The 13,667-nt window shown below is 68.2% G+C and carries 7 protein-coding genes and 1 pseudogene; 5 read left to right on the top strand and 3 right to left on the bottom strand.

Features of this window, described 5'->3' with window-relative positions; translation table 11 throughout:
- Positions 1-206 precede the first annotated feature (206 nt).
- From BUF17_RS23465 to BUF17_RS00305, 3 genes and pseudogenes are all read right to left on the bottom strand, one after another.
- Positions 207-434, bottom strand: a pseudogene (locus BUF17_RS23465) (PopZ family protein); the annotation flags it as partial.
- Positions 435-1,947: 1,513 nt separating this feature from the next.
- On the bottom strand, positions 1,948-3,432 hold the full coding sequence (locus tag BUF17_RS00310) for a TolC family outer membrane protein (RefSeq protein ID WP_084563701.1): 1,485 nt from the start codon (positions 3,430-3,432) through the stop codon (positions 1,948-1,950).
- 408 nt (positions 3,433-3,840) lie between these two features.
- Positions 3,841-4,497: a protein-L-isoaspartate O-methyltransferase family protein gene (locus BUF17_RS00305; RefSeq protein WP_073625243.1), complete on the bottom strand. Its 657-nt coding sequence runs from the start codon at positions 4,495-4,497 to the stop codon at positions 3,841-3,843.
- 501 nt (positions 4,498-4,998) lie between these two features.
- On the opposite strand from BUF17_RS00305, the gene uvrA reads away from it, so the two are divergent.
- The 5 genes from uvrA (at position 4,999) to atpA (ending at position 13,633) form a co-directional block, all read left to right on the top strand.
- Positions 4,999-7,911 carry an excinuclease ABC subunit UvrA gene (gene uvrA / locus BUF17_RS00300; protein WP_073625923.1) on the top strand — a complete coding sequence of 971 codons (2,913 nt, stop codon included), beginning with the start codon at positions 4,999-5,001 and terminating at the stop codon, positions 7,909-7,911.
- A gap of 582 nt (positions 7,912-8,493) precedes the next feature.
- Positions 8,494-8,643 carry a DUF1127 domain-containing protein gene (locus BUF17_RS00295; RefSeq protein ID WP_073625242.1) on the top strand — a complete coding sequence of 50 codons (150 nt, stop codon included), beginning with the start codon at positions 8,494-8,496 and terminating at the stop codon, positions 8,641-8,643.
- 446 nt (positions 8,644-9,089) lie between these two features.
- Positions 9,090-11,267, top strand: a complete 2,178-nt coding sequence (locus BUF17_RS00290) for a primosomal protein N' (RefSeq protein ID WP_073625241.1) — start codon at positions 9,090-9,092, stop codon at positions 11,265-11,267.
- 273 nt (positions 11,268-11,540) lie between these two features.
- Complete coding sequence (locus BUF17_RS00285) at positions 11,541-12,101, top strand: F0F1 ATP synthase subunit delta (protein WP_073625240.1); 561 nt, start codon at positions 11,541-11,543, stop codon at positions 12,099-12,101.
- The gene (gene atpA / locus BUF17_RS00280) at positions 12,101-13,633 is read left to right on the top strand and encodes a F0F1 ATP synthase subunit alpha (protein ID WP_073625239.1); all 1,533 of its coding nucleotides are present in this window, start codon (positions 12,101-12,103) and stop codon (positions 13,631-13,633) included. Before BUF17_RS00285 ends, atpA begins: the two co-directional genes overlap by 1 nt.
- Positions 13,634-13,667 lie beyond the last annotated feature (34 nt).

Below are 13,667 nucleotides of genomic sequence, written 5' to 3'. Positions count from 1 at the left end.
AAGCGGCCCGGTCCCGTGGGCGTGGTTAAGCGTCCAGCGCGCGCCGGTCAACCTCAGGCGCGCAGGGCGCGGGCCTGAAGCCCGCTCCGTTAACGCCGACTAGCTCGAACGCAGAGCGCGCCGGCGGCGGACGCAAAAGCGGCGCGCCGGGTCGACCGGCACGCCGCTCTGGGATCGCAACCCGGAATAAAGCGCGGTGCGACGGCTCAGCGCTCGCCGCGGCTCACGCGCTCGATTTCCGCACGGACCTGACGCTCCACGATGCGCGGCAGGTTCTCGTCGAGCCAAGACTGCAGCATCGGGCGCAGCATGTCGCGCACGAGGTCCTCGATGGTGTGCGGGTTCTGCGCCACCACGGTCCGCGACAGCACGTTGAAGGATGCGCCGATGGCCGCATCCGCCGCCTCGGAAAGGATGCGGTCCTCGGCGGTGGGCGCTGCGGCTTTCGTCTCACTGCTCATGTCGGGTTCAACCTTGTTTTCCATGGTCTGCATGACGAGCGGCACGATGGCAGCACCGATCGCCTCGGTCACGAGTGTCTCAAACGCTTCAAGCGAGGCCACGTCAATGTCGGCGCCCCCCGCCGTCTCGCCGGCCGCGTCCGAGGGGACATCGGCATCGGCAGCAGCGATATCCGTCATATCGGTGCCGGAGATGCCGTCGGCAACCTCGGCAGAGGCGTCCGCGAACGGCGCATTCTCATCCGCGACGCTCCCGTCCGCCACGGCCTCGACCGGGACGTCATCCGCGGCAACCACCGCGTCATCCGCCTCCAGAGCGAGATCGCCGTCGTCGAACAGCGCTTCGGCGAAGGCCTCCTGCAGGGCGTCGATGCCCGCGTCGGCCTCCTCCGCCCCGGCGGGGCCGGGCTCGTCTTCGGCGACGAGGACGGCGTCCTCGGGCATCTCGACCCCGACCACGTCGTCGGCATCGGGATAGGCGGCCATCTCACCGGCGTCGTCGGGCGCTTCCGCCTGGAATGCGGCGGCATCGTCCCCGCCCTGCGGGCTGGAGTGCGCGGCCGTGTCGGCCTCGGAGACGTTCTCGTCGCCGGCACCGTCTGCCGGGGCGAAGACGCTGGCCCCGGCGAGCGCGTCGGCCATGTCCGCCTCGAGATCGGCCTCGAGGTTCGGGTCGAGACCGGGCTCGACGTCCTCCGCGGCGGCTTCAGTCGGGTCGATGCCGAGTTCGGAGAAAAGCTGGGCGGTGATGTCGAGCTCGATCAGCGCCGAGGCATCGGCGAATTCCGGTGAATCCGGATCGACCGCCTCCCCGGCGTCCGCGACGGCTTCGTCGGCCGGCAGCAGCCGCTCTTCCTCGCGCGCGAGTTCCACATAGAGGCCGGTGGAATCCGTCACCATGATCTCGGGCACGGTCCCGTCGTCCGGGCGCCCCGCGTCGCGGTCGTCCCGCAGCACCGGCGCAACCTCGAACGCGGCGGACGTCTCCGCCCGCGTGTTGCCGCCGGGCGGTTCGACGACCACGGCCGGCGCCGCGGAGTCCTTCGTCGCGTTGTCACCGCCGTCGGTGATCATGCGCTGGATCGATGCGAGGATGTCCTCCATCGTCTGGTCGCGGGCGGACTTTGCTGGCGCCATGTCGCTCCTCCCGATCTCATCTCCGGGGCGAAGGCTTCATCCTCGCGCCGCCGCCGGCCGCCCCGTCAAGGCTGTGATTTTTCCCGCCACGCGCCTCCGCCCGCGGAGGCCCTGACGAGCCGCAAGACATTGCGCTGTCGCGACAGCTCCACGCAAGGCCGATCTCCCGAAGGATTGATAAAGAGTTAACAGGAGAACTCAAGCGACGCCACGCGCGGAACGGGAACCAACGCGACGCAACCGGGATCGATCCACAGCCCACGGCCCTTGCGGAGAAAGACAAGCCGTCAAACGAAAATCGGCCGCACGATGCGGCCGATTCCGACGAAGGATGATGGCGGCAAAGCGGTCAGCGGCCGTCCGGCGTCGTCATGCCCGCCCACTTGCCGCGCACCGCATCATAATGCTGGGTCGGCTTGTAGACCGAAACCGGCAGGCGGAGCGATTCCGCATCGAGCACGCCGACCGCGGCGAGAAGGGTGTAGAACGCCACCGCCTGCTGGTACTCGGCCTGCACCAGCGTGGTGCGCGCCTGGACGAGGTTGCTCTGCTGCTGCAGCACGTCGAGGGTCGTCGCCTGGCCGACCTTCTGTTCCTCGACGACGCCGTTGACGGCGAGCTGGTTGGCGACGACGGCGGTGCGCGCCGCGAAGATGGAGGCCTCGGCCGCTTCCAAATTGCCCCAGGCCGCCACGACGGACTGGCGGACCTGATCGCGATAGAGATCGACCTGGACCTGCGAATAGCCGAGCTGTTCCTTGGCCTGCCGGACCTTCGACGACACCATGCCCGCGGTATAGATCGGGATGTTGACGTTGATGCCGATCTGCGCCGAATCCTGCTGTCGGGTCGACTGCGTGGTGTTGCCGTACGCGAAGTTGTACGCGCGGTTGACGCCCGCCTGCAGGTTCACCTGCGGCAGCACCTGGCCTTCCAGCACCTTCACATTGAAGGCGGCGACGTCGACATTGTTCACCGCCGCGCGGATCGCGGGATGATGGGACTGGGCGAAGGTCAGCGCGGCCGCGAGCGTCTTCGGCCGGAGCGTCAGGCCGATCTGCTTGGAACTCAGCTTCTTCGGCTGGATACCGATGATCTGGCGGAAGGTCGCCTGCGCGGCGTTGAGATTGGCCTTGGCGGCATTGACGTTTGCCTGCGCCTGGGCCGCGCTCGCCTGTGACTGGGCGACGTCGGTGTTGGTGCCCTCGCCGACCTTGAAACGCTCTTCGGACGACTTCAGCTGCTGGTTCAGGAAGTCGAGGTTGCTCTGCTGCAGCTCGACCAGCGCCTGCTGCTGGATCACGTTCATGTAGGCGGCGGCGGCGTTGTTCAGCACCGCCTGCTCGGTGTCGCGCAGCTGCTCGCGCTGGGCGAGAACCGCGGCTTCGGCCTGCCGCACGGAATTCTGGGTCTGGAAGCCACGGAACAGCGGCTGCGTCAGCGTCAGCCCGACCGAGATCGGATAATTCGAGCCATTCATCGCCAGATTGGTGCCGGCGTAGCCCTGATTGTAGCTGGTGTTGTAGTTGCCGTTGGCGGAACCGCTGATCGAACCCGAGATGGTCGGGCGATAGCCGGACAGCGCCTGAGGCACGCCTTCGTCGGTCGCGCGCGCCTGGGCACGGGCCGAGTTCAGCGTCGGGTTGGTGTTGTAGGCCGACGCGAGCGCGTCGGCGAAGCTCTGGGCGGAAGCGGTTCCGCACCCGAGCGAGAATGCCAGCGCTGCCACGCCGAGGAGGGATCCAGCACCCGAGAAGATGCCGCCGGCCACGACAGTCTGCGGCGAGAGCCCAGTGGCCAGCGCCCCGGAACGGCGGCCTGACGAACGACCCATGGAATCACTCCCTAATCCGCACACTGAAGCCGCCGCTGGCCCGTTTGCGCCGAGGACACCCCGAGGGGCCAGCAGGCGCGAGGCGAACGACAGCCGGACAAAGACGCAGGACCGAAATGCGAAAAGGCGCAACTCACGGCGAGAGCGCCCCCGCCGCGAATCCGACACACCGCAGACCCGACCGCGCCACACTGAAGACGACACGACGGTTCCGCAAGTCCCGAATCCAGCCCCGGCTCAAAAACTAAACCGCACGGTTAAGTCATATCGTCGAGTCGGCATTGCCGCAAAGGGGGCGAGGCCACAATCATGGCGATCTGCCCCCACCTGCGGCCCCAATGCAACAGCGGCACAGCCCGACCGCACCGAACGCCGGCGCGGCTGCCGGCGCGATCACGCGGAAAAGGCTCAGAAAACGAACGCCTTGGGCTTTTCGAAGCCCGGCAGCACCTTGGACGCGGCGTTGAAGCCGAAGCGGGCGCTGACCTCGGCATCGCCACGGGTGTAGACCACCGCGGACGCCGCGCCACCCACGCCCTCGATCACGGCCAGACGCCCATCGAGCGCGAGCTGGCCCTTCAGGGTCTCCAGCCCCGCCTCGACGGCGCCAGCGACGAGGATCACGTCATAGGGCGCGCCATCCGGCCAGCCGCCGGGAAGCGGGCCGGTCACCGGCACCACATTTCCGAACGAGGCGAGCCGCTGGGAGGCGGACGCGGCGAGCGCGGGATCGCTTTCGAGAGCGACCACCGAGCCGGCGATCTTGGAAAGCACGGCGGCTTCGTAGCCCGTCGCGCTGCCGACGACGAGAACGCGATCGGTCGACAGCGGCTCGGCAAGCTGCACGAGCTTGGCGAACACCGTCGGGGTCAGCATCACGCGGCGCGTGGCGCCGCCCGGGACCGGCTGCTCGACATCGATATAGGCCAGTTCCCGGCGATCGGGAGCCACGAAATCCTCGCGAGCGACCGCGCCGAACGCGGCGATGATGACGAGATCGGTGACATCGTTGGTGCGCAACTGACTGTCGATCATCTTGCGCCGGTGGACCGCGAAATCGACCATCGCCCTCATTCCCATCCTGCTGCAGCCGGAACGCGTCGCCCGTGTGGCGATCATCGCTTGCCATGCTGATGAAGTCCGTCATGACTTACAAGAGCGAGGCGCGATGGCGCAAGCCGGGCTCGGCCTTCCCGCGATGCGGCCGATGCGCCGCGGCCGGCGACCGTGGCCGCCGCGACGCACGAAATTTCGCGCGATGTGCTTGCTTTGTTCGCATGACGACTTAAGTTGACGGTGTCCCGCGACCGGCCGCGGCACCTCCGCCGACCAGCAGCCTCCGGGTCGGAGGGGTGGTCCGGCGCGGTCCCGCGCAATCGGAAGGCCGGCTTCCGCGCCTGAAGGATCGAACCGATGCCCGAATCTTCGTCGAACCGAGCCTCGCGCCCGGCGCGCTCCGCGTCGTCTGCCCGCAAGGCGGCGACCGCGCCGACGGACGCCCTGTTCGAGCCGGCCGCCGACGCCCTGACGCGGGGCGGCGAAGGGAGCGGGGACGCGGGAGCGGAAATGGGCACGCACCCGACCGGCGGGGACTTCGAAGGGCGCCGGATCTCGGTTCGCGGCGCGCGCGAGCACAATCTCAAGAATGTCGATCTCGATATTCCCCGCGACAAGCTGGTGGTTTTCACCGGCCTTTCGGGCTCCGGCAAGTCGTCGCTCGCCTTCGACACCATCTATGCCGAGGGCCAGCGGCGCTATGTCGAAAGCCTTTCGGCCTATGCCCGCCAGTTCCTGGAGATGATGCAGAAGCCGGATGTCGACCAGATCGACGGCCTGTCACCGGCGATCTCCATCGAGCAGAAGACCACCTCTCGCAATCCGCGCTCCACCGTCGGCACCGTCACCGAGATCTACGACTACATGCGCCTGCTCTGGGCGCGTGTCGGCATTCCCTATTCCCCCGCGACCGGCCTGCCGATCGAGAGCCAGACCGTGTCGCAGATGGTCGACCGCATCCTGGCGCTGCCGGAAGGCACGCGGCTCTACCTGCTTGCCCCGATGGTGCGCGGCCGCAAGGGCGAGTACCGCAAGGAACTGGCGGACCTGCAGAAGAAGGGCTTCCAGCGCGTCAAGATCGACGGCACCTTCCACGAAATCGAGGACGCGCCGGCGCTCGACAAGAAGCTGAAGCACGACATCGACGTGGTGGTCGACCGCGTGGTGGTGCGCGCCGACATGGCGAGCCGCCTCGCCGACAGCATGGAAACCGCGCTCGGCCTCGCCGACGGCATCGCCGTTGCGGAATATGCCGGCGAGACCGAAGCCGACGGCAGCCCGAAGCGCGTGATCTTCTCGTCGAAGTTCGCCTGCCCCGTCTCCGGCTTCACCATTCCGGAGATCGAGCCGCGGCTGTTCTCGTTCAACAATCCGTTCGGTGCCTGCCCGACCTGCGACGGGCTCGGCACGACGCTGTCGTTCGAGGCCGATCTCGTGGTGCCGGATGCCGCCCTCTCGCTGAAGCAGGGCGCGGTGCTGCCCTGGGCGCGCACCGGCAACACCTCTCCCTATTACAACCAGACGCTTGAGGCGATCGCGGCCCATTTCGGCGTGTCGATGACGACGCCGTGGGCCGAGCTGCCGCAGGAGGTGCGCGACACCATCCTGTTCGGCTCCGGCAAGACACCGATCACGTTCGTGTTCGACGACGGCCTGCGCTCCTACCAGACCCGCAAGACGTTCGAGGGCGTCGTCACCAATATCGAGCGGCGCTGGCGCGAGACCGATTCGGACTGGGTGCGGGAGGAATTGTCGCGCTACCAGTCGGACCATCCCTGCCCGGCCTGCAACGGCTACCGGCTGAAGCCGGAAGCGCTGTCCGTGAAGATCGCCGGCCGCCATATCGGCGAGGCGGGCGTGCTTTCGATCCGCCACGCCCAGGAGTGGTTCGAGAGCCTGCCGCCCTTGCTGACGCCGAAGCAGCTCGAGATCGCCGGCCGCATCCTCAAGGAAATCCGCGAGCGCCTGACCTTCCTGGTCGATGTCGGCCTCGATTATCTGACGCTGTCGCGCGCCTCGGGCACGCTGTCCGGCGGCGAGAGCCAGCGCATCCGCCTCGCCTCCCAGATCGGGTCGGGCCTGACCGGCGTGCTCTACGTGCTGGACGAGCCCTCCATCGGGCTGCACCAGCGCGACAACGCCCGTCTGCTCGATACCCTCAAGCGGCTGCGCGATCTCGGCAACACCGTGATCGTGGTCGAGCACGACGAGGACGCCATCCGGCTCGCCGATTATGTCGTCGATGTCGGGCCCGGTGCCGGCGTGCACGGCGGCCGCATCGTGGCGCGCGGCACCCCGGCCGAGATCATCGCCAATCCGAACTCGCTCACCGGACGCTATCTCAGCGGTGTCGAGGAGGTCGCGGTGCCGGCGGAACGCCGCAAGCCGAAGAAAGGCCGGATGCTGAAGGTCATCGGCGCCCGGGGCAACAACCTCAAGGACGTCACGGCGGAGATCCCGCTCGGCCTGTTCACGGCCGTGACCGGCGTGTCCGGCGGCGGCAAGTCGACGCTGATCATCGAGACGTTGTTCAAGGCCGCGGCGCGACGCCTCAACGGCGCGCGCGAGAACCCCGCTCCCCACGACCGCATCGAGGGTCTCGAAGCCCTCGACAAGGTGATCGACATCGACCAGTCGCCGATCGGCCGCACGCCGCGCTCGAATCCGGCGACCTATACCGGCGCCTTCACGCCGATCCGCGAGTGGTTCTCCGGCCTGCCGGAGGCGAAGGCGCGCGGCTACGGCCCCGGCCGGTTCTCGTTCAACGTCAAGGGCGGGCGCTGCGAAGCCTGCCAGGGCGACGGCGTCATCAAGATCGAGATGCACTTCCTTCCCGACGTCTACGTCACCTGCGACGTCTGCAAGGGCCGCCGCTACAATCGCGAGACGCTGGAAGTGACGTTCAAGGGCAAGTCGATCGCCGACGTGCTGGACATGACCTGCGACGAGGGCGCCGAATTCTTCTCGGCCGTGCCGGCGGTGCGCGACAAGCTGGAGACGCTGCGGCAGGTCGGGCTCGGCTATATCAAGGTCGGCCAGCAGGCGACGACGCTGTCGGGCGGCGAAGCCCAGCGCGTCAAGCTCGCCAAGGAGCTGTCGCGCCGCGCCACCGGACGCACGCTTTATATTCTGGACGAACCGACCACCGGTCTGCACTTCCACGACGTCGCCAAGCTGCTCGAGGTGCTCCACGAGCTGGTGGTGCAGGGCAACACGGTGGTGGTGATCGAGCACAATCTCGAGGTCGTGAAGACGGCGGACTGGGTGCTCGATCTCGGGCCGGAGGGTGGCGACGGCGGCGGCGAACTGGTCGTCGCGGGCTCGCCGGAAGCGGTGGTGGCCTGCAAGCGCAGCCACACCGGCACCTTCCTCGCCGAACTTCTGGCCCGCCGCCCCGCCGGACGCGCGAACGCCGCGGAATAAGGCGCCGCGCGACCAGCGGCTTGTTGGACCGTCGCGGCGGGGGACAATCCGCCGGCCGGCGCGCGCCCGGGCGACCCAGCCGCGCCTTATCCGCCGCGCTCAGGCCCTCCGGCCGTTTCCGACCTATCGCCGCGGTTCCACAAATCGGTGCGATCCGGGAGGAATCGCGCGGAGGTCCGGCTTTGCCCCGAACTCCCGGCGACGCAGGCGCCGGGCCGCGGCCACCGCTCTGCCGAGGAGCGTCCGTCCTGGGGCGGCAGATTCTGTGGCATTTCCGCATCAGCAAGACGGATCGCTATGCTCCCGGCGGGATTGGCCTGGCCAATCCGCAGGCGGCGCCGGATGGCCCCCACTGCTGCGCCGCAGCATCATCCCTTTGCATCTGCTCGCAAATCGGCTCATTGCCGCCTGATTAGGCACAATGGCGTCCTGCATGGCCCGCAGGGCAGCCATGCCTTTGCACCTCTGCACGCAATCAATGCAATCGCCTAAATAACCGTCGCGGCCTGATCGGCTTGATGAGCACGAGGCCACAGGGCTTCGAGGCACGTCGCTGAAGGCACCGAGTTAAAGGAGAAGACCATGTTCGACACGATTGTGAACCGTTACCGCTCTTGGAAGAAGTATCGCGAGACTTATGATCAGCTGATGCAGCTGAACAATCGCGAACTCGACGACCTCGGCATCAACCGTTCGGAAATCCCGTCGATCGCGCGTCGCGCGGTCCGCTAATATTTCCTGCGGTACGGCGCCGGAACATCGGTTCCGGCGAGCTATACACGATATCCGGGCCGGAACTCCCCCCTCCATTCCGGCCCTCCGCAGAGCCCGCCCGACCTCGTCGGGCGGGCTCTGCTCGTTTCAGACGCATTTTTACCGAACGTTCAGTTCTCGCAGATGCGAAATTGATCTCCGCCGTGCCCGTCGATGAGATGGGGGGCCGGCATGGCAAGGCCGCACTTTATTCGCGCGCTGGTCACGACCGCGCGCCTTTGAGGTCGCGCCACGCCGGACCACCCGCTTGCAGACCCGCGCGCGTTGACGCGAGCTGGCGACCGGACGAAGGTGCGCGGGAGAATCCCGCAGGCCGCCGTCCGCCTGCCCGTCGAGGGCCGCCTTCCCGGCCGCCGGGCACCGAACCGCAAGCGCAGCTTTCGCCCGATGACCGCCTTCGCCCGATGACTGCCGTCGTCTCCGTGCTCGTCCCCGTCGCCCTCGGCGACTGCTATTCTTATGTGGCCCCGCGCGAGCTGGCGCCAGGAACCATCGTGCGCGTGCCGTTCGGCCCCCGTGAGGTCGTCGGCGCCGTCTGGGACGACGCGCCGGACACCGGCAGGTCCCCCGCGAAGCTGAAGGCGATCTCGCATGTGTTCGATGCGCCGCCTCCCGGCGCGCCGCTGCTCGACGCCGACATGCGCCGATTCGTCGAATGGGTGGCGCGCTGGACGCTGGCACCGCGCGGCATGGTGCTGCGCATGGTGTTGCGCGTGCCCGAGGCGCTCGACCCGGAGCCGACGCGGCCGGGCGTCGCTCTTGCCGGCGCGCCTCCGGAGAGGATGACGCCGGCCCGCACCCGGGTGATGGCTCTGCTGGAAGGCGGCCTGTCGTGGACGAAGGCGGGCCTCGCCGAAACCGCTGGCGTCAGCCCCTCGGTGATCGACGGGCTTGTCAGTGCCGGCACCCTTGCCGCCGTCGAACTGCCGCCACCGACCGCCGCTGCCCGGCCCGATCCCGACTTCCACCACCCGGACCTCACCGGCGACCAGAGCGCCGCGGCCGACCAGCTCAGGGCGGCCGTCGCCCGCGACGCTGCTTCCGTGCTGCTGCTCGACGGCGTCACCGGCTCGGGAAAGACGGAGGTCTTCCTGGAAGCCGTCGCCGCGACCGTCGCCGCCGGCAAGCAGGCCCTGATCATGATGCCGGAGATCGCGCTGACCCATAGCGTCATCGCGCGATTCGAGCGGCGCTTCGCGGCGCGGCCGGCGGAATGGCACTCCGCCGTGCCGCCGGCGCAGCGTGCGCGGGTGTGGCGCGGCGCGGCGGCTGGCGACGTCCGGATCGTCGTAGGCGCGCGCTCCGCGCTCTTTCTGCCGTTCCGGGAACTCGGGCTCATCGTCGTCGATGAAGAGCACGACAATGCCTACAAGCAGGATGACCGCGTTCCTTACAATGCCCGCGACATGGCCGTGGTCCGCGGCCATATCGGCCGCTTCCCCGTGGTGCTGGCATCGGCGACGCCGTCGATCGAAAGCCGCGTCAACGCCGACCAGGGCCGCTATGCCCACGTGATTCTCTCCGACCGGGTGCCGGGCGCCAGCCTGCCGGACGTGCGCGCCGTCGATCTGCGCCAGAGCCGGCCGGAAAAGGGGCGCTGGCTGGCGCCGCCGCTGGTGGCGGCCGTCGGCGAGGCGCTGGGACGGGGCGAACAGGCACTTCTTTTCCTGAACCGTCGCGGCTACGCGCCGCTGACGGTGTGCGGGGCCTGCGGCCACCGCTTCTCGTGTCCGGACTGCTCGGCCTGGCTGGTGGACCATCGCCTGCGCGGCCGGCTCGCCTGCCACCATTGCGGTCACACCGAACCCCGTCCGGAAGCCTGCCCCGCCTGCGGCGCGCTCGACAGCCTCGTCGCCTGCGGGCCCGGGGTGGAACGCATCGCCGAAGAAGCCCAGGCGCTCTTTCCGGAGGCGCGCAGCATCATCCTGTCATCCGACATCGGCGGCGGCACCGAACGAATCCGGCGCGAGTTGCAGCTCGTCGCCGACGGCGCGTTCGACCTCATCGTCGGCACCCAGCTCGTCGCGAAGGGGCACACATTTCCGCGATTGAAACTCGTCGGCGTGGTCGATGCGGACCTCGGCCTGATGAACGGTGACCTGCGCGCGGCCGAACGCACCTTCCAATTGTTGGCCCAGGTGACCGGACGCGCGGGCCGCATGGGCGGCGGCGGCAGCGGTCTTCTGCAGACCCACGCGCCCGACCATCCGGTGATCCGCGCCATCGTCTCCGGCGACCGCGAGGCGTTCTACCGGACAGAGATCGCCGAGCGGATGGCGACCGGCCTGCCACCGTTCGGGCGGCTCGCGGCCATCATCATCTCCGGCCCGGATCGCGCGGAAACCGAGGCGCATGCCCGCGCATTCGCCCGTTCCGCGCCCTCCGGCGAGGGAATCGACATGCTCGGCCCCGCCGAAGCCCCGCTCGCGATCCTGCGCGGGCGCCATCGTTTTCGGCTTCTGATCCGCTCGCCGCGGACCGTCGACATCCAGGCCTATCTCCGGGCCTGGCTCGCCGCGGCACCGCCCGCACGCGGCGGCGTGCGCGTGATGATCGACGTGGATCCCCAAAGCTTCGTTTGACGACGCGCGAATTCGCGGGTGCACGCGTGCGGAAAGCCCGCGGCGTCCGGCACATCCACAGGCAGCGCTGCCATATTAAAAGCGCGGCGTCGCGCCGCGTCGGACGCGCTGTTGCGTGCCCCAAAGGCATGTGCTATCGCACCCCTGACTTTTCCGGGCCCGTCGGGCGCGGGGCTGTGCCCGGCCTGGAAATGTTCTTTCAATCTCAAAGTCTTCGAGCGCCGAGTGCCGTGAATTGCACGGAGCGCCGAGACCGAGCCGAGAGATGGACCCGTGACCGACAAGGATTCCCTCGTTTCAGGGGTTGCCCGGCGTTATGCCACCGCTCTGTTCGAGCTGGCGAGCGAAGCGGGCGCGATCGAGGCGACCGAGGCCGGTCTGAACCAGTTCATGGCGCTCGTCGACGAAAGCGCCGACCTGCGCCGGCTGATCGAGAGCCCTGTGTTCTCCTCCGACGAGCAGGTGGCCGGCGTGACGGCAGTGCTCGGCGCGGCCGGCATCGGCGGGATCGCCGCGAACTTCATCAAGCTCGTCGCCCGTAACCGGCGACTGTTCCTGGCGCCGTCGATGGTGCGTGCCTATCGCGCGCTGACGGCCGCCGCTCGCGGCGAGACGGTGGCGGAAGTGACTTCCGCCGAGCCGCTCTCGTCTTCCCATGTCGAGGCGCTGAAGGCCGCTCTCGGCGAGGCCACCGGACGCAAGATCATCCTGGAGACCAGTGTTGATCCGGCGCTCATCGGCGGGCTCGTCGTCAAGCTTGGTTCGCGCATGATCGACACCTCCCTGCGCACCAAGCTCAATTCTCTCAAGCTTGCGATGAAAGAGGTCGGCTGATGGATATCCGGGCCGCGGAAATTTCCGCAATCCTCAAGGATCAGATCAAGAATTTCGGCCAGGAGGCTGAAGTTTCCGAGGTCGGCCAGGTCCTTTCCGTCGGCGACGGCATCGCCCGCGTCTACGGCCTCGACAAGGTCCAGGCCGGCGAGATGGTCGAGTTCCCGAACGGCATCCGCGGGATGGCGCTCAACCTCGAGTCCGACAATGTCGGCGTCGTGATCTTCGGTTCCGACCGCGAGATCTCCGAGGGCGACACCGTGCGCCGCACCGGCACCATCGTGGACGTGCCGGTCGGCAAGGGCCTGCTCGGCCGCGTGGTCGACGGCCTCGGCAACCCGATCGACGGCAAGGGCCCGATCGAGTACGCCGAGCGTCGCCTCGTGGACGTGAAGGCCCCGGGCATCATCCCGCGCAAGTCCGTGCACGAGCCGATGTCGACCGGCCTGAAGGCCATCGACGCCATGATCCCGGTCGGCCGCGGCCAGCGCGAGCTGATCATCGGTGACCGTCAGACCGGCAAGACCGCGATCATCCTCGACACCTTCCTGAACCAGAAGCCGCTTCACGCCGGCACCGACGAGGGCGCCAAGCTCTACTGCGTTTATGTCGCGGTGGGCCAGAAGCGCTCGACGGTCGCCCAGTTCGTGAAGGCGCTGGAAGATGCCGGCGCGCTCGAATACTCGATCATCGTTGCCGCGACCGCTTCCGACCCGGCGCCGATGCAGTTCCTGGCGCCGTTCGCCGGCTGCGCCATGGGCGAGTATTTCCGCGACAACGGCATGCACGCCGTGATCGCCTATGACGACCTTTCCAAGCAGGCCGTCGCCTATCGCCAGATGTCGCTGCTGCTGCGCCGCCCGCCGGGCCGCGAAGCCTATCCCGGCGACGTGTTCTACCTGCACTCCCGCCTGCTGGAGCGCGCCGCGAAGCTGAACGACACCCAGGGCGCCGGTTCGCTCACCGCGCTTCCGGTCATCGAGACCCAGGCCAACGACGTGTCGGCCTACATCCCGACCAACGTGATCTCGATCACCGACGGTCAGATCTTCCTCGAGACCAACCTGTTCTTCCAGGGCATCCGCCCGGCGGTGAACGTCGGCCTCTCGGTTTCGCGCGTCGGTTCCGCCGCGCAGATCAAGGCGATGAAGCAGGTCGCGGGCTCGATCAAGGGCGAGCTCGCCCAGTACCGTGAAATGGCGGCGTTCGCCCAGTTCGGTTCGGACCTCGACGCCACCACCCAGCGTCTGCTGGCCCGTGGCGCGCGCCTGACCGAGCTTCTGAAGCAGCCGCAGTTCTCGCCGCTGAAGACCGAAGAGCAGGTCGCCGTGATCTTCGCCGGCGTGAACGGCTATCTCGACAACCTGCCGCTCAACCGGGTTCGCGCCTTCGAGGACGGGCTCCTCTCGTTCCTGCGCACCGAGCACAAGGACGTGCTCGAGGCGATCTGGACGAAGAAGGAGCTGAACGACGAGAACCGGACGCGCCTCAAGTCGGCGATCGACGCTTTCGCGAAGACCTTCGCGGCCTGACCGGCCGCGAAGTCGAGACGCGAACCCGCCGACC

This window comes from Pseudoxanthobacter soli DSM 19599 (assembly GCF_900148505.1).
GTDB classification, from domain to species: domain Bacteria; phylum Pseudomonadota; class Alphaproteobacteria; order Rhizobiales; family Segnochrobactraceae; genus Pseudoxanthobacter; species Pseudoxanthobacter soli.
The sequence above is the reverse complement of the archived record's forward strand: the minus strand, read 5'-3'. Positions and strand labels throughout refer to the sequence as shown.

What these genes read in the sequence shown, in the direction of transcription:
- BUF17_RS00290 (WP_073625241.1), top strand. Translation starts at nt 9,090, where the DNA reads ATGACTGCCGTCGTCTCCGTGCTCGTCCCCGTCGCCCTCGGCGACTGC.
- BUF17_RS00305 (WP_073625243.1), bottom strand. Translation starts at nt 4,497, where the DNA reads ATGGTCGATTTCGCGGTCCACCGGCGCAAGATGATCGACAGTCAGTTG.
- uvrA (WP_073625923.1), top strand. Translation starts at nt 4,999, where the DNA reads ATGGGCACGCACCCGACCGGCGGGGACTTCGAAGGGCGCCGGATCTCG.
- atpA (WP_073625239.1), top strand. Translation starts at nt 12,101, where the DNA reads ATGGATATCCGGGCCGCGGAAATTTCCGCAATCCTCAAGGATCAGATC.
- BUF17_RS00295 (WP_073625242.1), top strand. Translation starts at nt 8,494, where the DNA reads ATGTTCGACACGATTGTGAACCGTTACCGCTCTTGGAAGAAGTATCGC.
- BUF17_RS00310 (WP_084563701.1), bottom strand. Translation starts at nt 3,432, where the DNA reads ATGGGTCGTTCGTCAGGCCGCCGTTCCGGGGCGCTGGCCACTGGGCTC.